Genomic DNA, 23226 nt, shown 5'->3' on the forward strand with positions numbered 1-23226 from the left:
AAGCGGTGCCTTATACAACGGTTCAACTGAGCACCCGGGCTCGATCGATGCTTCGCCGGCTCGCCACCGATGTCGGTGGTCCCGCGGTGAACCGGAGTAGGAGCACGGCTGACTCGTCTGCTGGAATGTCGACCAAACTGCGAAAATCGCGTTCCAATTGCATTAGCTCATCAGCGAACTGGAGCGAAAGTTCCTCGAACTCGGTTCGGGTGTGGGCGTACAGGAATACCGGCGAAACCGGCTGCACCGCGAGCCCCGCCCGCTGCGCGATGATCCAGACCAGTTCGACGGCCGCTCCGCCACGTGCGTAGTCTCGGAGGTCCTGGCCCGGCACGGTGATCGCGGCCAGTGCAGAACTGGCTAGTAGCCGGTTGCGGATGTCGTCGCCCAGTGCGCTGCCCGCGTTCCACTCGGCGAGGTGCGCCATGATGTCCGTGCGTCGCAGAATATCCAGCATGGCCAAGTCGCCCGCATCGAGTTCGAGGCTGCGCACATCGATACCGGTGTCGGGATCGGCATCGCCGGGCCAGCGCAGTTCGGAGATCATCTCTTGGTGCAGTTGCGGTGTCAGGTAGCGAATGCGGTCGGATTCACCCAAAAGTATTGCTGCACGCCATATTTGGTCTTTCTGTGTGAGCAGACGCAGTTGCGCGCCTTCCCGTTGCGCTGCGGTGCTGAGGGCCTCGACGAGGGCGGGGTCGATCGCTTCTGGCTTTCCATGGTGCCGGTTGGTTTCGCGTTGCAGCATCGGTTGATAGAGCCGCGCCAGGCCGGGGTCGGTGCCGTCGGCCATTTCCAGGGTGGCGCGCAACAGTGAGCCATCGACCTGCTCCTCGAGTTTGACCGGTCCGAGAATGTGGTGGGCGGCCGCGGCGATTTTTGCGTTGAGCAGGGCAGCGCCCACCGCGACCGCACTGCCACGGAAGCCGACGTCCATGGTCGAAGTGTGTTGGGGGGCAATGTCGATGGTGACGTCGGCGGGTCCGGCTTGGACATGCCACGGCTGTACGTTTCCGCCGGACGGTGCACGAATCGCCGCGGCGGCGATGATCCCCGTCATCCCGGGCAGTTCCAGCGGGTCGTGATCGTCCACCAGTACGGGACCGTGCCGCGCTACGTGGGGCTCGTCGAGGTGATCGAACGCCGAGCCGATATCGATGCGAGTGCGGCCCGAGTGCAGCTTCTCGCCGAGTCCGATTCGACGCACGGCTTCGGCCAGCGCCGCCGCTCCCAGTACCACATCCGAGGCCAACTGCGGCCAGGTCGACAGCGTGCGGTCGACCTCGATCAGCGACGCCGCGCCGCGCGACGATAATTGTTCAGCTTCAAGGTAACCGAGGATGTGTCGCACCTTTTCGCGGCTGGTCATGCTGGGAAGTAACTCAATGTCGAGATCGCCCATCAAGCCATGCAGGATCGGGCGCGCAGGTTCTTGATCGAAGCGTTCCACGTCGACCAACCCGCGATCGCTGGTGGCCATCAACACCGGAATCCGGCGGACGCGCGCGGCTTCCCGAAGGGCGGCCTTGATGTCCAGCGAATCGCACTCCTCGATGACGATGTCCAGCCCGTCAAGGAATGCGTCGACGTTGTCCAGAGCGAGTCCCGCGTCGAATATTTCGACGTCGATATAGGGATCGAGCTCGGCGATTCTCCGCGCGGCCACCCGTGCCTTGTTGAGGCCGAGGTCGAACACCGTTGCCGGCACCCGATTCAGGTTCGAAAGTTCGATGTGATCGAAGTCGGCCAGGCGGAGGCGACCACCCAGTCCCTGGGCGGCCAGGGTGTGTGCGATCACGTGCCCGACGCTCAGTCCCGCCACGCCGATACTCAGCGCGCCAAGCTTTTCCTGCTCTTGCGGCGTGATGTTGTGGCGGTTGCGGTCCAACCGGACCGCGCGGTATCCGCGCGGGCCCAGGACCGCCACGGCCGTGCGCCGCCAGGGGTAGTAAGCCCATCGGCCCGGCTCCGTAAGAAGCTCAGGCGGCGGGGCGGGACGAAGGCTGCCGAGGTTGGCCAACTGTGCATCGAGGCGGTCGATGAACTCAACGCACGGTTCGGCTCGCAGCCGCTGTAACGTCAACTCGTCGTTCGGCTCACCGATCTCGAGAAGTTGCGCGGCATAGGCGGTCACGGCGGGCGCATCCATGGTGCTTCGTGTATAGCACCTGGCCGGTGGGCCAGCGGCTCAAACGCAAACGCCCGGCCGAAAATGTGACGTCGGTCGGGTAGTGAGCGGCCTGCGCCAACTGCGGTGTGGCGACTGTCGATCGCTCACCGTGCGTTCGCGTCTCCGTACGGGTGCTGAGTGTCCTCGAGGAACATGCCGTGCCGGATGAGGCTGGTGACCGAGGCGTCCCAGCGCCGCAGCTGCTGCTCGGTGAAGAACGGTTTGCCCAGGTGGAGCTCGATGTACGGATGCAGAATTATGGCGCCGACGCGCAGGACGAGGATGTTGATCGCCGCCCAATCCGGGTCGAGGTCGAGCTGGGTGTTGCCCTGCGCCACGAATTGTTCGCCCTGGGTCGCACAGATTCTCAGCAGCCCGTCGAAGATGACGGACCCGAGTGCACCGCCCTCGGCGAGCGCGCGCCCGAGATACATCACGACGTCGGGGCGTTCGGCCATCAGCGTGGTCAGCCGGTGACCGGCCTCGTTGAGCCCGTCCTCGGGAGGCTCGGGCAGCATGGTCGGCTTCAATGCCTCGTCCAACACCTGGAGCACGTACTGATCGACCGCGGCCGTGAGCGCGGCCTTGGTGCGGAAGTGGTGCTGCACCAGCCCAATTGACACGTCTGCGGCCTCGGCGACCGCACGCAGCGGCGTGGCGGCGATGCCGCGCACGGCAAAACAACTCAGTGCCGCGTCCCGAATCCGTTCCTTGGGCGACGGTTGTGGAGGAGGGGGAGGCTCGTACGGAAACATTCGCGTGGGTTCCACGGTCCGACGATATCGTCGTATCGACCGACGATATGCGCGTATCGGCGCGCGATTCTGCCGGGAAGTTTCTCCGACGCCACCGGCGCTATCGCTTGCCGGTGTTGGACCGCTCGGCCGGGACCACCAGCGGAGCGCCGACGGCCGGGGACGACGTGGCGGGCAACGGGGTTCGCGGAATTCCGGGAGTGCCCAACGCCCCGGCCAGCCAGGGCAGCGCGGCCGCGAACGCGCGGTCCGCGAACGGCCAGTCGTGCCGACCGGGCTGCGGCACCACGGCGCAGTCGATGCCGTTGGCGCGGCCCAGCGCGCACAGCGAATAGGCGGCGGCGGTCTGGTTGCCGGGGTTAGCCGCGGCTTCGCGTGCCGCGAGCCGGATGGCGCCGCTGTCGCTGAGCTGGATGTCACGCCGGGGCGCGGGCGGGCCGTCCGAGGAGATCGCGAACCAGCCGGCCACGTCGCGGTACGGTCCGTGCCGGTTGATCACCGTGGTCGGATCGAATGCCGCCCAGGCGTCGGCGTTTCCGCCGAACAGCCGGGCGATGGTCTGCGCCTTGTTGCCCGCATTGGGGAAGAAGTCGCCGGCGACGTCGACGAACGCGCTGAACAGCTCCGGGTGCATGACGGTCAGATCCACCGCGCAGGTGCCGCCCATCGACCATCCCGCGACGCCCCAGTTGGACCGGTGCGGGCTGACCCCGAACGCCGAGATCATGAACGGCACAACATCTTTGGTGAGGTGGTCGGCGGCGTTGCCGCGGACCCCGTTGACGCACTCGGTGTCGTTGTTGAAGGCGCCGCCGGAGTCCACGAACACCAACACCGGCGCCTGGCCGTGGTGGGCGGCCGCGAAGTCGTCGATGGTCTTGACCGCGTTGCCCGCCCGGGTCCAGTCCGCCGGGGTGTTGAACTGACCGCCGATCATCATCACCGTCGGCAACGCCGGGGGCGGGGTGGTGGCGAACCATTCGGGCGGCAGGTAGACCAGCTCGCCGCGGTGTTTGAAGTGCGAGCCGTCCGACGGGATCGCCACCGGCACCACGGTGCCGTGCGGCGGCCGGATTCGACTGGCGGCCATGGCGGTAACGGTGGCCTGGTCGGTCTGGTCGGGCAGCGGGCCCGACGTCAGCTGACTCCACGCGGACTGCACGGTGGGGAAGTAGCCGACCCACAGGTTGAGCACCAGGGCCGCGCTGAGCAAGCACAGCGGAACAGCCAGCACCGCGGCGCCGCGCCGCCAGCGGCGCGCGGTTCGCCAGCCCAGCACCAGCACCGCCACCGCAGTCCCGGTCAGCATGACCCAGAGCCACAGCGCCGCCGGGGCGGGCTCGTCGGACAGCCCGCGGTCGACGATGTACCAGTGCGTCAGGTAGGCCACGGCGGCGCCGGCCAGCGCGGCCACCGGCACCCACACCGTCCGCCAGCGGCGCGACCGCCAGCCGACCGCCAACGTCAGCACGACACCGGCCAGCACCTGGACCGTCATCGGCACCCAGCCATGCATCAGCGAGGTGTGGCTAAACGCCAGGAACTGTGCGGGTGCACCGTTCGGGGAGTCTGTCACGTGAGTCATTGTGATCTATTGTTAACCGGCCTGGAACGTATTCACCGAATGTTCGCCCCGGATTGGCCGAGTGTCGGATGGCCTCCGCTAATGCGGCTTGGCCAGCGGAAACGGCAAGGTTTCGCGGATGCTGCGGCCCGTTATGAGCATGACGAGGCGATCGACGCCCATGCCCAGCCCGCCCGTCGGCGGCATCGCGTACTCCATCGCCTGCAGGAAGTCCTCGTCGAGTTCCATCGCCTCGGGATCCCCGCCGGCAGCTAACAGCGACTGCTCCTGCAGGCGGCGGCGCTGCTCCACCGGATCGGTCAGCTCGCTGTAGGCGGTGGCCAGTTCGACACCCCAGGCCACCAGGTCCCACCGCTCCGCGACCCCGGGCCGGCTGCGGTGCGGCCGGGTCAGCGGTGACACAGAGGTGGGGAAGTCGACGTAGAACGTCGGCTCCTCGGTCGGGTCCTCGACCAGGTGCTCGTAGAGCTCGAGCACCACCGCGCCGGCGTCCCAGTGCGCGCGGTAGGGGATGCGCGCCGCGTCGGACAGTTTGCGCAGGGTGGACAGCGACGTGCCGGGGTCGACCTGCTCGCCGAGCGCCTCGGACACCGCGTCGTGCACGGTCTTGACCGCCCAGATCCCGGAGATGTCGACCGGTTGCAGCCGGCCGTCGGCGCCGGGCCGCAGCACGGTCTGCTCGCCGTGCGCGGCCTGGGCGGCGTTCTGGATCAGCTCGCGGCACCCGTCGATCCACACCCGATAGTCGGCGTGCGCCTGGTAGGCCTCCAGCAGGGTGAATTCCGGGTTGTGGCTGAAGTCGACCCCCTCGTTGCGGAACGCCCGGCCCAACTCGAAGACGCGCTCCACGCCGCCGACGCACAGCCGCTTCAGATACAGCTCCGGCGCGATGCGCAGGAACAGGTCCATGTCGTAGGTGTTGATGTGCGTGACGAACGGTCGGGCGGTGGCGCCGCCGTGGATCTGCTGCAGGATCGGGGTCTCGACCTCGATGAATCCCTTGGCGAACAGGGTCTGCCGGACCGAGCGCAGCACCTCGCTGCGCGCCGCGATCAACTCCCGCGACTCGGGGTTGACCGCCAGGTCGACGTAGCGGGTTCGCACCCGGGCCTCCGGATCGGTGAGCCCCTTCCACTTATTGGGCAATGGCCGCAAGCACTTACCGATCATCCGCCAGTCGGTGACGATCAGCGACCGGGTGCCTTTCTTGGAGAACCCCATCTGACCGGACACCTCGACCAGGTCGCCGAGATCGATGGCCGCGGTGAAGTCGGCCGTGCGGCCCCGCTCCAGACGCGAATTGTCTAGCAGCACTTGCATTTCCCCCGACCAGTCCCGCAGCTGGGCGAACAGCACCCCACCGAAGTCGCGGATCCGCAGGATCCGGCCGGCGACGGTGATGTCCTGCTGGTCGTCGGCGTCCAGCGCCTGCGCGACGGTGTGGCTGGGCGGACAGCCCACCGGATAGGCGTCAACACCGTTGCGCTGCAACACCTTCAGCTTGGCCAGGCGCACCCTAACCTGCTCGGGCAGCCGCGAGCGCGCCTCCTCGGCGTCGGTGCGCTCCGGGCGCAGCCCGCTCACGTCCGGTGCCGAGCCGTCGTGGTGCAGCAGGCCCGACTGCGCCAGCCGGGCCGGCACGGCGGGGTGGTGGCCGGTGTGCACCTTGTCGCGCCGGCTGAACGGCAACACCAGGAAGCCCTCGGCGATCACCGACGCGACGCCGACCCGGGGGATCAGCCGGGCATCCTCGTAGCAGGCGTAGCGCGGAACCCAATCGGGTTGGTACTTCATGTTCGAGCGGTACAGGGTCTCCAGCTGCCACCACCGGGAGAAGAACAGCAGCAACCCCCGCCACAGCCGCGCGACCGGGCCGGCGCCCAGCTGGGCGCCCTGTTCGAACGCCGACCGAAACATCGCGAAGTTCAGCGAAATGCGGGTGATACCAAGGCTTTCAGCATTCAACGCCAGCTCGCTGACCATCAGCTCGATGGTGCCGTTGGGTGAACTCGGCGACCGGCGCATCAAGTCCAGCGACACACCGGTGGTGCCCCACGGGACCAGCGACAGCATCGCGACCACGCTGCCGTCCCGGTCGATGGCCTCCACCAGCAGGCAGTCCCCGTCGGCCGGGTCACCGAGTCGGCCCAGCGCCATGGAGAAGCCGCGCTCGGTCTGGGTGTCACGCCAGGCGTCGGCGCGGGCGATGGTGTCGGCCATCGCCTCGGGGGAGATGTCGCGGTGCCGGCGGATCCGCACCGTCAACCCGGCGCGGCGGGCCCGGGTCACCGCCTGGCGGACGCCGCGCATGTCCGGGCCGGACAGCTTGAACTCGGAGGTGCGCAGGATGGCCTCGTCACCCAGCTCGAGCGCGTTGAGGCCGGCCTCGCGATAGGTCCGAGCCCCCTGCGTGCTGGCGCCCATCACGCCGGGCGCCCAGCCGTAGGTCTGGCACAGGCCCAGCCAGGCGTCGACCGCCTGCGGCCAGGCGCGGGGATCGCCGATCGGGTCGCCGCTGGCCAAACAGACCCCGATCTCGACCCGGTAGGTGATGGCGGCGCGTCCGCTCTGGGCGAAGACCACCGACTTGTCGCGGCGGGTGGCGAAGTAGCCCAGCGAGTCGTTCTTGCCGTACAACTCCAGCAGTCCGCGGATGGCCGACTCGTCCTCACCGGTCAGCGCGTTCTCCGCGCGCTGGGATTGAAAGAGCACGATGGTCGCCATGATCAGCGCGAGCGCGCCGAACAACCCGAAGATCGCGTTGAGGAACACGTGCGGGCGGCCGGTGAACAGGTCCGGGTCGGCCAGCGCGAAGCCGACCACCCGGTTGACCACGTAGGGCAGCCGGTCCTGGCGGGCCAGGGTGCCGGGGAACAACTCGACCAGGCCCCACGACACCAGGATGCCCACCACGTCCCCGGCGACCAGCACCGCGGCCGCCTTGACCAACGCGCCCTTGCGGACCTTGGCCCAGAACTCCCGATACGCCAGCACCAGCAGGACGATCGCGACGATGTGGACGGCGAAACCCAGGTTCTCGCCGAAGATCTCGGCCGCGGTGTTGTCACCGGCGGCGATGTCGGCGACGTTGAGGGCGGCGGCCAGGATCATGTTGCCCAGCAACAGCAGCCAGGCGATCCGCTTGCGTGCCGTCAGCGCCGCCGCCAGCAGGGCCAGCACGAACGACCAGGCGATGCTGGTGTCGGGGAAGTTGAACAGGTAGTCGTTGATGAACTCGCGCGGGACCTTGATCAGGTACCGGATCAGCGGGGACACGCTGCCCAGCAGCGACACCGTGGCGATCACACCCACGGTCCACCCGGCGGCCGCCGGCACCCAGCGATACCGCGAGGTCGACCGGTTTGCAGGCCCCAACCGCGGCCCCGAACGAGGACCCGAACCAGACCTCGAACCAGGAGATGCGAGTGTCACAGACCGCGAGGATATGCCCTCTATCCGTGAAAAGCTTGTCGAAGCGCTAAGAGTGGCCGGCACGAATTTCGCGGTGTTTTCCCGGCCGGATCGACGCCCGCGCCGGCCCGGTCGGGCGGCCGAAGTGCTAAAAGCCTCCTCAACACTGCTAAACTGACGGCTGCGACCAGCCCGGCGCAAGCCGGGAACAGTAAGTGGAGTCCCACTCCCACCGCGGGCCGACGAGATCCTGAGCGGATTCTCCCAGGTCCGGCGGTCCGGTCACAGGCATCGCGAATGCCTGTTCCGCGGCTACCGCGGGCGGCTCGAGCACCGCTCAGCCGGGATCGGTCGGCATTGGGCCCTGCTTGTGCAGGGCCTTTTTGCTAGTGGTGTGGTGTCTCCGCCGCTGCTTCCCGGACCACCCGGTCACCGGTCGTCACGCAGGATATTCGCCAGGACATATAGAAGCCCAACAAGGGAGGCCCCATCAGCACTGAGACCCGCGTCAACGAGCGCATCCGCGTACCTGAAGTCCGGTTGATCGGCCCAGGGGGAGAGCAGGTAGGCATAGTGCGCATCGAAGACGCACTGCGCGTCGCCGCGGACGCCGATCTCGACCTTGTCGAAGTCGCCCCGAACGCCAGACCACCGGTCTGCAAGATCATGGACTACGGCAAGTTCAAATACGAAGCGGCGCAAAAGGCGCGCGAATCCCGCCGGAACCAGCAGCAGACCGTCGTCAAGGAACAAAAGCTGCGACCCAAGATCGACGATCACGACTACGAGACCAAAAAGGGTCACGTCATCCGCTTCCTGGAAGCGGGATCGAAGGTGAAGGTGACCATCATGTTCCGCGGACGTGAGCAGTCGCGGCCCGAGCTGGGCTACCGATTGCTGCAGCGGCTGGGCGCCGACGTCGCCGAATACGGTTTCGTCGAGACGTCCGCCAAGCAGGACGGCCGCAACATGACGATGGTGCTGGCACCGCATCGCGGCGCGAAGACTCGCGCCAGGGCGCGGCATCCCGAGGGCCCCGGCGGCGCGGCATCGGACTCCGATGCGGCCGCGGACGCCGAACCCTCGTCGAGCTGACCCACCGCCCGACCACGACAGTCCTTACCGAACAGAGGAAACATGCCCAAAGCCAAGACCCACAGCGGGGCTTCAAAGCGGTTCCGGCGCACCGGAACCGGCAAGATCGTCCGGCAGAAGACCAACCGCCGGCATCTGCTCGAACACAAGCCGACCACCCGCACCCGGCGGCTGGAAGGCCGCACCACGGTGTCGGCCAACGACACCAAGCGGGTCAACAGCCTGCTGAACGGCTGACCCCCGCGCCGGCCAGACCCGTCCGTGAGCTGGCACGGCACCTCCGACCGAATGACGTTTGAACGAGAGTAGGAACACCCCATGGCACGCGTGAAGCGGGCGGTCAACGCCCACAAGAAGAGGCGCAGCATCCTGAAGGCCTCGAAGGGCTATCGCGGCCAGCGATCCCGGCTCTACCGCAAAGCCAAAGAGCAGCAACTGCATTCGCTGAACTACGCCTACCGCGACCGTCGCGCGCGCAAGGGCGAGTTCCGCAAGCTGTGGATCTCGCGGATCAACGCCGCGGCGCGCGCCAACGACATCACCTACAACCGGCTGATCCAGGGCCTCAAGGCCGCCGGCGTGGAGGTGGACCGCAAGAACCTCGCCGACATCGCGATCGCCGACCCGGCCGCCTTCACCGCGCTGGTCGACGTCGCCCGGGCGGCGCTGCCCGAGGACGTCAACGCCCCGTCGGACTCCGGAGAAGCGGCCTAACCGACCCGGCGACGACGGGGACGCCGCAGGGTGCTGACCGAACGTTCGGGCAGGGTCGCCGCGGCGGCCAAACTGCACCGCCACGTCGGCCGGCGCCGGGCCGCCCGGTTCCTGGCCGAGGGCCCCAACCTGGTCGAGGCGGCCGCGGGCCGCGGCCTGGTCCGCGACGTCTTCGTCACCGAAGCCGCGCAGCAGCGGTATGCGCCGCTGCTGGCGGCGCTGGACTGCCCGGTCCATCTGATCACCGAGCGCGCCGCCAAGGCGCTCTCCGACACCGTCACCCCGGCCGGGCTGGTCGCGGTGTGCGACCTGCCGGCCACCGGCCTGCGCGACGTGCTGGCCGGGTCGCCGCGGCTCATCGCGGTCGCGGTCCAGATCAGCGAGCCGGGCAACGCCGGCACCCTGATTCGGCTGTCCGACGCCATGGGCGCGGCCGGCGTGCTGCTGGCCGGCCACAGCGTCGACCCGTACAACGGCAAATGCCTGCGCGCATCGGCCGGCAGCATCTTCTCCGTCCCGGTGGTCGCCGCGCCGGACCTGCGCGAGGCCGTCGCCGCGGTGCGCGAGGCCGGCCTGCAGCTGCTGGCCACCACCGTGGACGGCGAGGTGCGCCTGGATCGGGCGGGTGAACTGCTGGCCAAGCCGACGGCCTGGCTGTTCGGCCCCGAATCACACGGTCTGCCAAGCGAAGTCGCGGCGGCGGCCGATCACCGGGTGCGCATCCCGATGGCCGGCGGCGCGGAGAGCCTGAACGTGGCCTCGGCCGCGGCGATCTGCCTCTACCAGAGCGCGCGGGCGCTGGAGCTGTTCATGCGGCCCTGACCGGTCGTTTCGGCCGGCCTCGCCCGGCGCGCAGGCCGGCCAGCGACAACGTGGTGTGCACCAGCGATCCGGCGCGTTCCATCAGCGCCCGCGCGGGCTGCAAGGCCGGGTCGAACGGCAACCTGGGTGGCGGCGGGAAGTAGTGCATCGGCAGTCCGCGCCGGTCCCGCGGCGGCGCCATGAACGGCGGGGCCTCCACCAGCGGCGCGTCGCTGGGCAGCCGTCCCTGTTCGCGCCGGTAGGCGGCCAGCGCCCGCGGGTGCAGCCGGATCTCGTCGGGCACCGCCAGGAAGGCCAGTTCGACGATCTTGCCGAACAGGCGCAACAGCACTTCGTCGCCCGGCGTCCAGTGCATGCCGGCCTTCTCGCGCACCGCGGGCTCGAACAACCCGGCCGCGATCCAGCGCTGGCCGGCCACCAGCGGCCGGAACAGCTGGTCCCACAGCGGGGTCGGCATCAACACGAACTTCGGTTTGGGGATGCGCATCCGGAAGATGTCCAGCGTCGCCTGGTTGATCTCGAGGACCTCGCGGCCGGTGCGCTCCCAGTACTCCTGGAATTCCTCCCACGACTTGGGCACCGGGCGCATGCTCATCCCGTACATCCGGTACCACTGCACGTGCTCGTCGAACAGCTGCCGCTTCTCGGCCTCGGTCAGGCCGCCGCAGAAGTACTCGGCCACCTTGATGATGAGCATGAAAAACGTGGCGTGCGCCCAGTAGAAGGTGTCCGGGTTGAGCGCGTGGTACCGGCGCCCCGAGGCGTCGGTCCCCTTGATGGTGTGGTGGTAGCTGGTGATCTGCCGGCCGGTCTGCGGCGCCCGGTCGCCGTCGTAGACCACACCCATGATCGGGTAGACCGACCGGGCCACCCGCTGCAGCGGCTCGCGCAGCAGGATCGAATGCTCTTGCACGCCGGCGCCGAGTTCGGGATACATGTTCTGGATGGCGCCGATCCACACGCCCATCATTCCGGTGCGCAGATCGCCAAAGTACTTCCAGGTCAGGGAATCTGGTCCGAGCGGATCAGCGGCTGTGGTCGATCTGCCAGTCATCGCGGCCTCCTGCGCCAGTTGCGCTCACGATAACTTTTGACAACGCGTGTTGTCTATGATTTCGGTGCCGTGTCCGGGGAGTGTTATCGGGGTTCCACGCCGGTGTGCCGCTCCCGTGATCGACGCCCGTGCCCCACCCCGTGCGAATGCGAGCTGCGACACATGCGACGCGGCCGTCGTTGCCTGGCGTCGACGAAAGCAAATAACCTGGCCAGGTGGAACTCGCGCGTCGCGATCTGGATCCGGGCGAGCCCGAGGAATCCGCGGCGGCGCAGTCGGCTTCGCGACGCACCGCACTGTCGGTGCACAACGCGACCCAGTGGCTGCACAACCGAAACCACAGCCCCGGGGCGGTGGCCCTGGTCCGGCGTGCGCGCCGGTTGCTGCCGGGCGACCCCGACTTCGGCGATCCGCTGTCCACCGCCGGCGACGGCGGCCCGCGCGCCGCGGCCCGCGCGGCCGACCGGCTACTGGGGGACCGCGACGCGGTGTCGCGTGAGGTCAGCCTCGGGGTGCTGCAGGTGTGGCAGGCGCTGACCGAGGGCATCTCGCGTCGTCCGGCCAATCCGGAGGTGACGTTGGTCTTCACCGACCTGGTCGGGTTCTCCACCTGGTCGTTGCAGGCGGGCGACGACGCCGCCCTGGCGCTGCTGCGCCAGGTGGCCCGCGCCGTCGAACCACCGCTGCTGGACGCCGGCGGGCACATCGTCAAGCGGATGGGCGACGGGCTGATGGCCGTGTTCGGCGATCCGACCGTCGCCGTGCGGGCCGTGCTGGCCGCCAAGGAGGCGCTGAGATCGGTCGAGGTGGCCGGCTACACACCGCGGATGCGGGTCGGCATCCACACCGGCCGCCCGCAGCGGCTGGCCTCGGATTGGCTGGGTGTGGATGTGAACATCGCCGCACGGGTTATGGAACGGGCCACCAAGGGTGGAATCATGGTGTCGAGTTCCACGTTGGACCACATACCGCAAAGCGAGTTGGACGCGTTGGGCGTCGAGGCCAAACGCACCCGCAAACCGGTTTTCGGACCCAAGCCCGCCGGCATGCCCGCCGACTTGGCGATATATCGCCTCAAGACTCTTAAGGAGTTGTCAGCCTCCGATGACACGGACGAGACGAAACCGCAGCCATAATGGGTGCCAATGATTGGGGGCATCGTGTCCCGGCTGGCCCGGGTCCAATTCACCGTGGGGTATGCGGCGCTGCTGCTGGCCATCAGCTGCGCCATCTTGGTGCTCGGCCCGCAGGCGCATGACGTCATCGTGCAGCGCGCCAGCACCAACCTGCACAACCTGTCGCACGGCCACCTGGGCACGCTGCTGGGCAGCGCGCTGGTCGTCGACGCCGGACCGCTCTACTTCTGGCTGCCCTTTCTGACCTGTCTGCTGGCGCTGGCGGAGCTGCACCTGCGCACCATCCGGCTGGTGGTGGCGTTTCTGGTCGGCCACATCGGCGCGACGCTGCTGGTGGCCGCCGCGCTGGCAGCGTCGGTCGAGTTCGGCTGGCTGCCCGTGTCGATCACCCGGGCCAGTGACGTGGGGATGAGCTACGGCGCGCTGGCGGTGCTGGGCGCGATGACGGCGGTGATCCCGGCGCGCTGGCGGGCCGCCTGGGTCGGCTGGTGGGTGGCGGCGGGCATCGCCTCGGCGATCGTCGGCGGCGACTTCACCGATGCCGGTCACACCGTCGCGGTGATCCTGGGCGTGCTGGTGTCGGCGCGGTTCCGCCAGCCGATCCACTGGACGCCGGCGCGCTACCTGATGCTGGCGGCGTCCTCGGGCTTCGGCTTTTTGATGCTGGCCCACCATTGGGGAACCATGGCGGCCACGCCGGTGTTCGGTCTGCTGGGCGCCGCCGTGGCCTACGCGGCGGCCAAGGCGTACACCGGCCGCGGCCTGGCGGTCACCCCGCTCGACGGCGACGACCCGCTGACCGGCCCGCAGCCGGCCGTAGCCGGCTGACGACCGTCGCCGCGGCGGCACGCAGCGCATCACTATGATCAGCACTCGACCCGTGCCGCGCGGAATCACCATCGTGCCCAGCCCGGCGACGATGCGGTTCGCGTAGCGACCGAGGAGGAGCCGGGCGAATCGAACCCAGCGCGGCGCCGATGCGGGCAGCCCGTAGAGCCTCGTCAGCAAGGAGAGTGTCGCCGCGTGGGTGATCAACCCGTGGACCTGTCGGAAACAGCGTTGGCCGAGGCGGTCGGCGCCGCCCGGCAGGCCTTCGCCCGGGCCGGCGACCTCGACGCGTTGGCGCGCCTAAAGACCGAGCACCTCGGTGACCGGGCGCCGCTGGCCCTGGCCCGCCAGGCGCTCGGCGGCGTCCCCAAGGACCAGCGCGCCGACGCGGGCAAGCGGGTCAACGCCGCACGCGCGCAGGCCCAGCAGGCCTACGACGAACGCCTGGCCGAGTTGCGCGCCGAACGCGACGCCGCGGTGCTGGTCGCCGAACGCATCGACGTCACCCTGCCGTCGACCCGGCAGCCGGTCGGCGCCCGGCATCCCATCACGATCCTGGCCGAACACATCGCCGACACCTTCATCGCGATGGGCTGGGAACTGGCCGAGGGGCCCGAGGTGGAAGCCGAGCAGTTCAACTTCGACGCGCTCAACTTCCCCGCCGACCACCCGGCGCGCAGCGAACAGGACACCTTCTACATCGCGCCGGAGGGTTCCCGGCAGCTGTTGCGCACCCACACCTCGCCGGTGCAGGTGCGCACGCTGCTCGCCCGCGAGCTGCCGGTCTACGTCATCTCGATCGGGCGCACCTTCCGCACCGACGAACTCGATGCCACCCACACCCCGGTCTTCCACCAGGTCGAGGGCCTGGCCGTGGACCGCGGCCTGTCCATGGCGCACCTGCGCGGAACGCTGGACGCGTTCGCGCGAGCCGAATTCGGCCCGCAGGCGCGGACCCGGATCCGGCCGCACTTCTTCCCGTTCACCGAACCCTCCGCCGAGGTGGACGTGTGGTTCGTCGGCAAGAAGGGCGGCGCCGGCTGGGTGGAGTGGGGCGGCTGCGGAATGGTGCATCCAAATGTGTTGCGGGCCGCCGGAATCGACCCGGACGTCTACTCCGGGTTCGCATTCGGAATGGGCCTGGAGCGAACCCTGCAGTTCCGCAACGGGATTCCGGACATGCGTGACATGGTCGAGGGCGACATGCGGTTCTCGCTGCCGTTCGGGGTGGGCGCCTGATGCGCGTTCCGTACAGCTGGTTGCGCGAGGTCGTGGCCGCCGGGGCGCCGGACTGGGACGTCGCCCCCGCCGAGCTGGAACAGACCCTGATCCGCATCGGCCACGAGGTCGAAGAGGTCATCGAGCTGGGGCCGGTGGACGGCCCGCTGACCGTCGGCCGGGTCACCGACATCGAAGAGCTGACCGGCTTCAAGAAGCCGATCCAGTTCTGCCATGTCGACGTCGGCGACGACGTTGACCGTGAAATCGTCTGCGGCGCAACAAATTTCGTAGCAGGGGACCTGGTGGTGGTGGCGTTGCCCGGCACCACGCTGCCGGGCGGGTTCGCCATCACCGCGCGCAAAACCTACGGCCGCAATTCGGACGGAATGATCTGCTCGGCGGCCGAACTCGGCCTGGGCGCCGACCATTCCGGGATCCTGGTGCTGCCGCCGGGCACCGCCGAACCGGGCGCCGACGGCGCCGCGGTGCTGGGACTCGACGACGTGATCTTCCACCTGGCGATCACCCCCGACCGCGGCTACTGCATGTCGTTGCGCGGCCTGGCGCGCGAGATCGCCTGCGCCTACGACCTGGAATTCGTCGACCCCGCGGATGTCAAGCCGCTGCCGGTCGACGGCGAGGCCTGGCCGCTGACGGTGCAGCCCGACACCGGGGTGCGGCGGTTCGCGCTGCGCCCGGTCACCGGCATCGACCCGGCGGCGGTATCGCCGTGGTGGCTGCAGCGCCGGCTGTTGCTGTCGGGCATCCGCGCCACCTCGCCGGCGGTCGATGTGACCAACTACGTGATGCTCGAGCTCGGCCACCCCATGCACGCCCACGACCGCAACCGGATCAGCGGCGGGCTCGGCGTGCGCTTCGCCCGGCCCGGCGAGACCGTCGTCACCCTCGACGACATCGAGCGCAAGCTCGAACCCGTCGACGTCCTGATCGTCGACGACGCGGCGACCGCGGCGATCGGCGGCGTGATGGGCGCGGCCAGCACCGAGGTGCGCGCCGATTCCACCGACGTGCTGCTCGAGGCCGCGGTGTGGGACCCGGCCGCGGTGTCGCGCACCCAGCGCAGGTTGCACCTGCCCAGCGAAGCCGCCCGCCGCTACGAGCGCGGGGTGGATCCGGCGATCTCGGTGGCCGCGCTGGACCGGTGCGCCGCGCTGCTCGCCGGCATCGCCGGCGGCACGGTGTCGGAGGCGTTGACCGATTGGCGCGGCGAGCCGGCGTGCGACGGCTGGTCACCGCCGGCCATCCAGATGCCCGCCGACCTGCCCGACCGCCTCGCCGGGGTCACCTACCCGCCGGGCACCGCGGCCAAGCGGCTCGCCCAGATCGGCGCCGCGGTCACCGCCGACGGCGGCACGTTGACGGTGGTCCCGCCCAGCTGGCGGCCCGACCTGCTGCAGCCGGCCGACCTGGTCGAGGAGGTGCTGCGGCTGGAGGGCCTCGAGGTGATCGGATCGGTGCTGCCGTCGGCGCCGGGCGGCCGCGGCCTGTCCGCCGCGCAGCGCCGCCGCCGCGCCATCGGGCGGTCGCTGGCCCAGTCCGGTTACGTCGAGATCCTGCCCACCCCGTTCCTGCCGGCGGGCGTGTTCGACGTGTGGGGACTGCCGGACGACGACCCGCGGCGCGTCACCACCCAGGTACTCAACCCGCTGGAGTCCGACCGCCCGCATCTGGCCACCACGCTGCTGCCCGCACTGCTGGAAGCCTTGGTGCGCAACGTGTCTCGCGGCCTGGTCGACGTCTCCCTCTACGCGCTGGCGCAGGTGGTGCAGCCGACAGCGGAAACCCGTGCGGTGCAGTTCATTCCGGTCGACCGCCGGCCCACCGACGCCGAGATCGCGGTCCTGGACGCGTCGTTGCCGCGGCAACCCCAGCACGTCGCCGCGGTGCTGACCGGCCTGCGCGAACAACGCGGCCCGTGGGGGCCGGGCCGTCGCGCCGAGGCCGCCGACGCGTTCGAGGCGGTGCGCGTCATCGCCCGGGCCGCCGGCGTGGACGTGCGGTTGCGCGCCGCGCAGCAGCTGCCGTGGCATCCGGGCCGATGCGCCGAGGTGCTCGTCGGCGACACCCCGGTGGGGTACGCCGGCCAGCTGCATCCGGCGGTGGTCGAACGCGCCGGCCTGCCCAGGGGCACCTGCGCGCTGGAACTCGACCTGGACGCGATACCCCTCGTCGCGACGCTGCCCGCCCCCCGCGTCTCGCCGTTCCCGGCGGTGTTTCAGGACGTCAGCCTGGTGGTGGCCGCCGACGTGCCGGCCCAGGCGGTGGCCGACGCCGTCCGCGAGGGCGCCGGGGACCTGCTGGAAGACCTGCAGTTGTTCGATGTTTTCACCGGGCCGCAGCTCGGCGAGCACCGCAAGTCGCTGACCTTCGCACTGCGGTTCCGTGCGCCGGACCGGACCCTGACCGAGGATGACGCCACCGCGGCCCGCGACGCCGCGGTGCGCCGGGCCGCCGAGGCGGTCGGCGCCGAGCTGCGCACCTAGATGGAATGGATTTGCAAAGTACTGCATAACCATGCAGAATCGTCGAAATGGCCGACGTGATGAGGGTGGCGGTAGCCGGTGCCAGCGGCTATGCGGGCGGTGAAATCCTACGCCTGCTGCTCGGGCACCCGGCTTACGCCCAGGGGCGGCTGACGATCGGCGCGGTGACCGCCGCGGCCAGCGCCGGCAGCCCGCTCGGCGAGCATCACCCGCACCTGACGCCGTTGGCCCAGCGCGTGCTGGAGCCCACCGACGCCGCCGTGCTGGCCGGCCACGACGTGGTGTTTCTGGCGTTGCCGCACGGACATTCGGCGGCGCTGGCCGACCAGCTCGGCGCCGACACGCTGATCGTCGACTGCGGCGCGGACTTCCGGCTGACCGACGCCGCCGCCTGGGAACGGTTCTACGGCGCGCCGCACGCCGGCAGTTGGCCCTACGGGCTCCCGGAGCTGCCCGGGGCGCGCGAGCGGCTGCGCGGCGCCCGCCGGATCGCGGTGCCGGGCTGCTACCCGACCGCGGCGCTGCTGGCCCTGCTGCCCGCGATGGCCGAGGACCTGATCGAGCCCGCCGTCACCGTGGTCGCCGTCAGCGGCACCTCCGGAGCCGGTCGCGCCGCCAAGACCGACCTACTGGGCTCGGAGGTCATCGGGTCGGCGCGGGCCTACAACATCGCCGGGGCGCACCGGCACACCCCCGAGATCGCCCAGGGCCTGGCGGCCGTGTCCGGACGCGACGTCACGGTGTCGTTCACCCCGGTGCTGATCCCGACCTCGCGCGGCATCCTGGCCACCTGCACCGCCCGCACCACCGCGCCGTTGTCGGCGCTTCGGGCCGCATACGAAAAGACTTATGACGCAGAGCCTTTCATCTACCTGATGCCCGAGGGACAGCTGCCGCGGACCGGGGCGGTGATCGGCAGCAACGCGGCGCACATCGCGGTGGCGGTGGACGAGGCGGCGGGCGTGCTGGTGGCGATCGCCGCGATCGACAACCTGGTCAAGGGAACCGCCGGGGCGGCCGTGCAGTCGATGAACCTGGCGCTGGGTTGGCCGGAGACACAAGGACTTTCGGTGATCGGGGTGGCGCCGTGACCGAGACGGTGAACGCGGCGCGGCTGCTGCGCGAACAGGGCGTCACCGCGCCGGCCGGCTTCCGGGCCGCCGGCATCGCCGCGGGGATCAAGGCGTCGGGCAAGCGCGACCTGGCCCTGGTCTTCAACGAGGGACCCGACTACGGCGCCGCCGGCGTGTTCACCCGCAACAAGGTCAAGGCCGCGCCGGTGCTGTGGAGCCAGCAGGTGGTGACCACCGGCGCGTTGCGCGCCGTCATCCTGAACTCGGGCGGCGCCAACGCCTGCACCGGGCCGGGCGGCTTCCAGGACGCCCACGCCACCGCCGAAGCCGTCGCCGCCGCGCTGTCGGACTGGGGCACCGAGACCGGCGCCATCGAGGTCGCGGTGTGCTCCACCGGGCTGATCGGCGACCGGCTGCCGATGGACAAGCTGCTCGCCGGGGTGCGCACCATCGTGCAGGACATGGCTGGCGGCCTGTCCGGCGGCGACGACGCCGCGCAGGCCATCATGACCACCGACACCGTGCCCAAACAGGTTGCGCTGCACCATCCCGGCAACTGGACCGTCGGCGGGATGGCCAAGGGCGCGGGCATGATCGCGCCGTCGCTGGCCACCATGCTGTGCGTGCTCACCACCGACGCGGCCGTCGACCCGGTGGCGCTGGACACCGCGCTGCGCCGCGCCACCGCCGCCACCTTCGACCGGCTCGACATCGACGGCGCGTGTTCGACCAACGACACGGTGCTGCTGCTGGCCTCCGGAGCCAGCGCGATCACGCCGGCGCAGGCCGATCTCGACGACGCGGTGCTGCGGGTCTGCGATGACCTGTGCGCTCAGCTGCAGGCCGACGCCGAGGGCGTCACCAAACGTGTCAACGTCACCGTCACCGGCGCGGCCAGTGACGACGACGCCGTCGTCGCCGCCCGGACCATCGCCCGCGACAGCCTGGTCAAGACGGCGGTGTTCGGCTCCGACCCCAACTGGGGCCGGGTGGTCGCCGCCGTCGGCATCGCGCCGATCGCGCTGGATCCCGACCGGATGACGGTGTCGTTCAACGGTTCCGCGGTCTTCGCCGACGGCGTCGGCACACCCGGCGCGCGGGAGGTGGACCTGTCCGGGCCCGACATCGACATCACCGTCGACCTGCGGCTCGGCGACGGGCGGGCCACCATCCGCACCACCGACCTGTCGCACGGCTACGTCGAAGAGAATTCGGCCTACAGCTCATGACGCCCTCGACCGAAGCGCTGCCCACCGCGGTCAAGGCGCAGGTGCTGGCCGAAGCGCTGCCCTGGCTCAAGCAGCTGCACGGCAAGATTGTGGTGGTCAAGTACGGCGGCAACGCCATGACCGACGACACCCTGCGGCGCGCCTTCGCCGCCGACATGGCGTTCCTGCGCAACTGCGGCATCCACCCCGTCGTCGTGCACGGCGGCGGGCCGCAGATCACCGCGATGCTGCGCCGGCTAGGCATCCCTGGCGACTTCAAGGGCGGATTCCGGGTCACCACACCGGAAGTGCTCGACGTGGCGCGGATGGTGCTGTTCGGCCAGGTCGGCCGCGAACTGGTCAACCTGATCAACGCGCACGGCCCGTACGCGGTCGGCATCACCGGCGAGGACGCCCAGCTGTTCACCGCCGTGCGGCGCAGCGTCACCGTGGACGGCGTGACCACCGACATCGGCCTGGTGGGCGACGTGGAGCGGGTCAACGCCGCTGCGGTGCTGGATTTGATTGCGGCGCGGCGCATTCCGGTGGTGTCGACGCTGGCCCCGGACGCCGAAGGGGTGGTGCACAACATCAACGCCGACACCGCGGCGGCGGCGCTGGCCGAAGCCCTGGGCGCCGAGAAGCTGCTGATGCTCACCGATGTCGAGGGCCTGTACACCAGCTGGCCCAACCGTGATTCGCTGGTCAGCGAGATCGACACGGCCACACTGTCCCAACTGCTACCCACGCTGGAGGCGGGCATGATCCCCAAGGTCGAGGCGTGTCTGCGGGCGGTGTCCGCGGGCGTGCCCAGCGCGCACGTCATCGACGGGCGGGTCGAACACTGTGTGCTGGTGGAGCTTTTCACCGACGCGGGCACCGGCACCAAGGTGGTGAGCTCGTGACGAAGGGTGCCTTGCCAGCCGCCGAGCGTCACGCCAGCGTGGCGTTGGGCGCCGAGAACCACCCCAGCGTGACGCTCGGGAAGGGGGATCGGCGATGGTGACAAACACGGACGCGCTGCGGCGGCGCTGGGAGGCCGTGATGATGCACAACTACGGCACCCCGCCGGTCGCGCTGGCCAGCGGCGACGGCGCCGTGGTCACCGACGTCGACGGCAACACCTACCTCGATCTGCTCGGCGGCATCGCGGTCAACGTGCTGGGCCATCGCCACCCCGCGATCATCGAGGCCGTCACGAAGCAGCTGTCGACGCTGGGCCACACCTCGAATCTGTATGCCACCGAACCGAGTCTGGCGCTGGCCGAGGAACTGGTGGCCCTGCTGGGCGCCGGCCACGAACCAGCCGGCCACGAATCCGGCGGCACCGAATCCGCGTGCACGACGCGGGTGTTCTTCTGCAACTCCGGAACCGAGGCCAACGAGGTCGCGTTCAAGCTGTCGCGGCTCACCGGCCGCACCAAACTCGTTGCGGCACAAGAGGCCTTCCACGGCCGGACCATGGGTTCGCTCGCGCTGACCGGTCAGCCCAGCAAGCAGGCGCCGTTCGCGCCGCTGCCCGGCGACGTCACGCACGTGCCCTACGGCGACGCCGAGGCGCTGGCCGCCACGGTCGACGACGGCACCGCCGCGGTGTTTTTGGAACCGATCATGGGGGAGAGCGGCGTCGTCGTCCCACCCGAGGGATACCTGGCCGCCGCCCGCGACATCACCGCACGGCACGGCGCGCTGCTGGTGCTCGACGAGGTGCAGACCGGAATGGGCCGCACCGGAACGTTTTTCGCCCATCAGCACGACGGCATCACCCCCGACGTGGTGACGCTGGCCAAGGGGCTCGGCGGCGGCCTGCCGATCGGCGCCTGCCTGGCCGTCGGTCCGGCCGCCGACCTGCTGACCCCGGGCCTGCACGGCAGCACCTTCGGCGGCAACCCGGTGTGCGCGGCCGCGGCGCTCGCGGTGTTGCGGGTGCTGGCTTCGGAGAACCTGGTCCGGCACGCCGAGGTGCTGGGCAAGTCGCTGCACCAGGGCATCGAGGGGCTCGGCCATCCGCTGGTCGACCACGTGCGCGGGCGCGGACTGCTGTGCGGGGTGGTGCTGACCGCGCCGCGCGCCAAGGACGCCGAGGCGGCCGCCCGCGAGGCCGGATTCCTGGTGAACGCCGCCGCCCCCGGCGTCATCCGGCTGGCGCCGCCGCTGATCGTCACCGAGGCCCAGATCGACGGCTTCATCGCCGCGCTGCCCGGCATTCTCGACAGGGCCGCGGCATGACCCCCCGGCATTTCCTGCGCGACGACGACCTGTCGCCGGCCGAGCAGGCCGAGGTTTTGGCGCTGGCCGCCGAGCTGAAGAAGGACCCGTTCAGCGCGCGCCCGCTGGAGGGCCCGCGCGGGGTCGCGGTGCTCTTCGACAAGAACTCCACCCGCACCCGGTTCTCGTTCGAGGTGGGCATCGCCCAGCTCGGCGGGCACGCCGTGGTCGTCGACGCCCGCAGCACCCAGCTGGGCCGCGACGAGACGCTGGAGGACACCGCCCGGGTGCTGTCCCGCTACGTCGAGGCCATCGTGTGGCGGACGTTCGAGCAGCAGCGCCTCGAGGCGATGGCCGGCGCCGCGACCGTGCCGGTGATCAACGCGCTCTCCGACGAGTTCCATCCCTGCCAGGTGCTCGCCGACCTACAGGCCATCGCCGAGCACAAGGGGTCGCTGAGCGGCCTGCGGATGTGCTACCTCGGTGACGGCGCCAACAACATGGCCCACTCGCTGATGCTGGGCGGGGTCACGGCCGGCATCCACGTCACCATCGCCGCCCCGGACGGCTTCACCCCCGCACCGGAATTCGTGGCGGCGGCGCGGCGGCGCGCCGAAAGCACCGGCGCCACGGTCACTCTCACCACCGACGCGCGGGCGGCCGCGCGCGGTGTCGACGTCCTGGTCACCGACACCTGGACGTCGATGGGGCAGGAGGACGACGGCCTGGACCGCCGCACACCGTTTTGGCCGTATCAGCTCAACGCCGACCTGGTGTCCCTCGCGGATCCGGAAGCCATTGTGCTGCACTGCCTTCCGGCCCACCGCGGCGAGGAGATCACCGACGAGGTGATGGACGGGCCGTCCAGCGTCGTCTGGGACGAGGCCGAAAACCGGTTGCACGCGCAAAAGGCGCTGCTCACCTGGCTTTTGGAGCGGCAGTCATGACCCGCTCGAAGAGCACCACCGAAACCACCCGGGCCGCCCGGCAGGCCCGCATCGTGGCGATCCTGTCGTCGGCGCAGGTGCGCAGCCAGAGCGAGCTGGCGGCGCTGCTGGCCGACGAGGGCATCGAGGTCACCCAGGCCACCCTGTCGCGCGACCTCGAGGAGCTGGGCGCGGTCAAACTGCGCGGCGCCGACGGCGGGGTCGGCGTCTACATGGTCCCCGAGGACGGCAGCCCGGTGCGCGGCGTATCGGGCGGCACCGCACGGCTTTCCCGGTTGCTGAGCGAGCTGCTGGTCTCGGCCGACGCCAGCGCGAACCTCGCGGTGCTGCGCACTCCGCCGGGCGCCGCCGACTACCTGGCCAGCGCCATCGACCGGGCGGCGCTACCGTACGTCGTCGGCACCATCGCCGGCGACGACACCGTGTTCGTCGCCGCCCGCGATCCGATGACGGGCGCGGAGTTGGCCGACACATTGGAAAAACTCACCTAAAGCG

General features: G+C 70.0%; 18 protein-coding genes and 1 pseudogene. 14 read left to right on the forward strand and 5 right to left on the reverse strand.

Translation table 11 applies throughout. From position 1 onward, the window contains the following. Positions 1-22 precede the first annotated feature (22 nt). The 4 genes from MAA44156_RS06580 to lysX form a co-directional block, all read right to left on the reverse strand. Positions 23-2149, reverse strand: a complete 2127-nt coding sequence (locus tag MAA44156_RS06580; RefSeq protein ID WP_023880156.1) for an Rv1355c family protein — start codon at positions 2147-2149, stop codon at positions 23-25. A gap of 125 nt (positions 2150-2274) precedes the next feature. After that, positions 2275-2940 (reverse strand): TetR/AcrR family transcriptional regulator, encoded by a 666-nt coding sequence (locus MAA44156_RS06585; protein WP_024637283.1) that lies wholly within the window; start codon positions 2938-2940, stop codon positions 2275-2277. An 85-nt stretch (positions 2941-3025) separates the two neighbouring features. Further along, a complete protein-coding gene (locus tag MAA44156_RS06590) occupies positions 3026-4510 on the reverse strand; it encodes an alpha/beta hydrolase (protein ID WP_023861755.1) in 1485 nt (494 codons plus the stop codon). 78 nt (positions 4511-4588) lie between these two features. Beyond that, positions 4589-7957: a bifunctional lysylphosphatidylglycerol synthetase/lysine--tRNA ligase LysX gene (gene lysX, locus MAA44156_RS06595; protein ID WP_409231161.1), complete on the reverse strand. Its 3369-nt coding sequence runs from the start codon at positions 7955-7957 to the stop codon at positions 4589-4591. A gap of 453 nt (positions 7958-8410) precedes the next feature. Here lysX and infC point away from each other — a divergent pair, with 453 nt between their 5' ends. From infC to MAA44156_RS06615, 4 genes are all read left to right on the forward strand, one after another. Next, complete coding sequence (gene infC, locus MAA44156_RS06600; protein WP_075362228.1) at positions 8411-9016, forward strand: translation initiation factor IF-3; 606 nt, start codon at positions 8411-8413, stop codon at positions 9014-9016. A gap of 42 nt (positions 9017-9058) precedes the next feature. Next, positions 9059-9253 (forward strand): 50S ribosomal protein L35, encoded by a 195-nt coding sequence (gene rpmI / locus MAA44156_RS06605; RefSeq protein WP_003876267.1) that lies wholly within the window; start codon positions 9059-9061, stop codon positions 9251-9253. Positions 9254-9334: 81 nt separating this feature from the next. Continuing rightward, positions 9335-9730: a 50S ribosomal protein L20 gene (gene rplT, locus MAA44156_RS06610; protein WP_003876268.1), complete on the forward strand. Its 396-nt coding sequence runs from the start codon at positions 9335-9337 to the stop codon at positions 9728-9730. A gap of 30 nt (positions 9731-9760) precedes the next feature. Further along, positions 9761-10552, forward strand: a complete 792-nt coding sequence (locus MAA44156_RS06615; protein WP_009977312.1) for a TrmH family RNA methyltransferase — start codon at positions 9761-9763, stop codon at positions 10550-10552. Here the strand turns inward: MAA44156_RS06615 and MAA44156_RS06620 are convergent. Beyond that, on the reverse strand, positions 10539-11606 hold the full coding sequence (locus MAA44156_RS06620) for an oxygenase MpaB family protein (protein WP_009977310.1): 1068 nt from the start codon (positions 11604-11606) through the stop codon (positions 10539-10541). The genes MAA44156_RS06615 and MAA44156_RS06620 overlap by 14 nt on opposite strands. Positions 11607-11821: 215 nt before the next feature. Between MAA44156_RS06620 and MAA44156_RS06625 the strand changes: the two genes are divergently transcribed. From MAA44156_RS06625 to MAA44156_RS06670, 10 genes and pseudogenes are all read left to right on the forward strand, one after another. Then, complete coding sequence (locus MAA44156_RS06625; RefSeq protein WP_003876271.1) at positions 11822-12742, forward strand: adenylate/guanylate cyclase domain-containing protein; 921 nt, start codon at positions 11822-11824, stop codon at positions 12740-12742. A gap of 9 nt (positions 12743-12751) precedes the next feature. Continuing rightward, complete coding sequence (locus tag MAA44156_RS06630; protein ID WP_009977306.1) at positions 12752-13570, forward strand: rhomboid-like protein; 819 nt, start codon at positions 12752-12754, stop codon at positions 13568-13570. 195 nt (positions 13571-13765) lie between these two features. Beyond that, the gene (pheS, locus tag MAA44156_RS06635; RefSeq protein ID WP_009977305.1) at positions 13766-14809 is read left to right on the forward strand and encodes a phenylalanine--tRNA ligase subunit alpha; all 1044 of its coding nucleotides are present in this window, start codon (positions 13766-13768) and stop codon (positions 14807-14809) included. Beyond that, the gene (gene pheT, locus MAA44156_RS06640) at positions 14809-17295 is read left to right on the forward strand and encodes a phenylalanine--tRNA ligase subunit beta (RefSeq protein ID WP_121035610.1); all 2487 of its coding nucleotides are present in this window, start codon (positions 14809-14811) and stop codon (positions 17293-17295) included. The genes pheS and pheT overlap by 1 nt, the downstream gene beginning before the upstream one ends. Before the next feature lie 31 nt (positions 17296-17326). Further along, a pseudogene (gene argC / locus MAA44156_RS06645) lies at positions 17327-18386 on the forward strand (N-acetyl-gamma-glutamyl-phosphate reductase). Continuing rightward, positions 18383-19597, forward strand: a complete 1215-nt coding sequence (gene argJ, locus MAA44156_RS06650; RefSeq protein WP_009977303.1) for a bifunctional glutamate N-acetyltransferase/amino-acid acetyltransferase ArgJ — start codon at positions 18383-18385, stop codon at positions 19595-19597. The pseudogene argC and the gene argJ overlap by 4 nt, the downstream one beginning before the upstream one ends. Next, on the forward strand, positions 19594-20481 hold the full coding sequence (gene argB / locus MAA44156_RS06655; RefSeq protein ID WP_009977302.1) for an acetylglutamate kinase: 888 nt from the start codon (positions 19594-19596) through the stop codon (positions 20479-20481). Before argJ ends, argB begins: the two co-directional genes overlap by 4 nt. Positions 20482-20575: 94 nt before the next feature. Next, on the forward strand, positions 20576-21805 hold the full coding sequence (locus MAA44156_RS06660) for an acetylornithine transaminase (RefSeq protein ID WP_009977301.1): 1230 nt from the start codon (positions 20576-20578) through the stop codon (positions 21803-21805). Next, entirely contained in the window at positions 21802-22731 is a 930-nt protein-coding gene (gene argF / locus MAA44156_RS06665; protein ID WP_003876279.1) for an ornithine carbamoyltransferase, read from the forward strand. The genes MAA44156_RS06660 and argF overlap by 4 nt, the downstream gene beginning before the upstream one ends. Continuing rightward, on the forward strand, positions 22728-23222 hold the full coding sequence (locus MAA44156_RS06670) for an arginine repressor (protein ID WP_003876280.1): 495 nt from the start codon (positions 22728-22730) through the stop codon (positions 23220-23222). Before argF ends, MAA44156_RS06670 begins: the two co-directional genes overlap by 4 nt. Positions 23223-23226: the final 4 nt, after the last annotated feature.

This window comes from Mycobacterium avium subsp. avium, from assembly GCF_009741445.1.
In the GTDB taxonomy this organism is placed as follows: Bacteria; Actinomycetota; Actinomycetes; order Mycobacteriales; family Mycobacteriaceae; genus Mycobacterium; species Mycobacterium avium.

Excerpts from the sequence above, each read along its gene's own strand:
- argB (WP_009977302.1), top strand. The coding sequence starts at position 19,594 with ATGACGCCCTCGACCGAAGCGCTGCCCACCGCGGTCAAGGCGCAGGTG.
- rpmI (WP_003876267.1), top strand. The coding sequence starts at position 9,059 with ATGCCCAAAGCCAAGACCCACAGCGGGGCTTCAAAGCGGTTCCGGCGC.
- MAA44156_RS06660 (WP_009977301.1), top strand. The coding sequence starts at position 20,576 with ATGGTGACAAACACGGACGCGCTGCGGCGGCGCTGGGAGGCCGTGATG.
- argF (WP_003876279.1), top strand. The coding sequence starts at position 21,802 with ATGACCCCCCGGCATTTCCTGCGCGACGACGACCTGTCGCCGGCCGAG.
- MAA44156_RS06670 (WP_003876280.1), top strand. The coding sequence starts at position 22,728 with ATGACCCGCTCGAAGAGCACCACCGAAACCACCCGGGCCGCCCGGCAG.
- MAA44156_RS06620 (WP_009977310.1), bottom strand. The coding sequence starts at position 11,606 with ATGACTGGCAGATCGACCACAGCCGCTGATCCGCTCGGACCAGATTCC.
- pheT (WP_121035610.1), top strand. The coding sequence starts at position 14,809 with ATGCGCGTTCCGTACAGCTGGTTGCGCGAGGTCGTGGCCGCCGGGGCG.
- MAA44156_RS06580 (WP_023880156.1), bottom strand. The coding sequence starts at position 2,149 with ATGGATGCGCCCGCCGTGACCGCCTATGCCGCGCAACTTCTCGAGATC.
- rplT (WP_003876268.1), top strand. The coding sequence starts at position 9,335 with ATGGCACGCGTGAAGCGGGCGGTCAACGCCCACAAGAAGAGGCGCAGC.
- MAA44156_RS06630 (WP_009977306.1), top strand. The coding sequence starts at position 12,752 with ATGATTGGGGGCATCGTGTCCCGGCTGGCCCGGGTCCAATTCACCGTG.
- MAA44156_RS06590 (WP_023861755.1), bottom strand. The coding sequence starts at position 4,510 with ATGACTCACGTGACAGACTCCCCGAACGGTGCACCCGCACAGTTCCTG.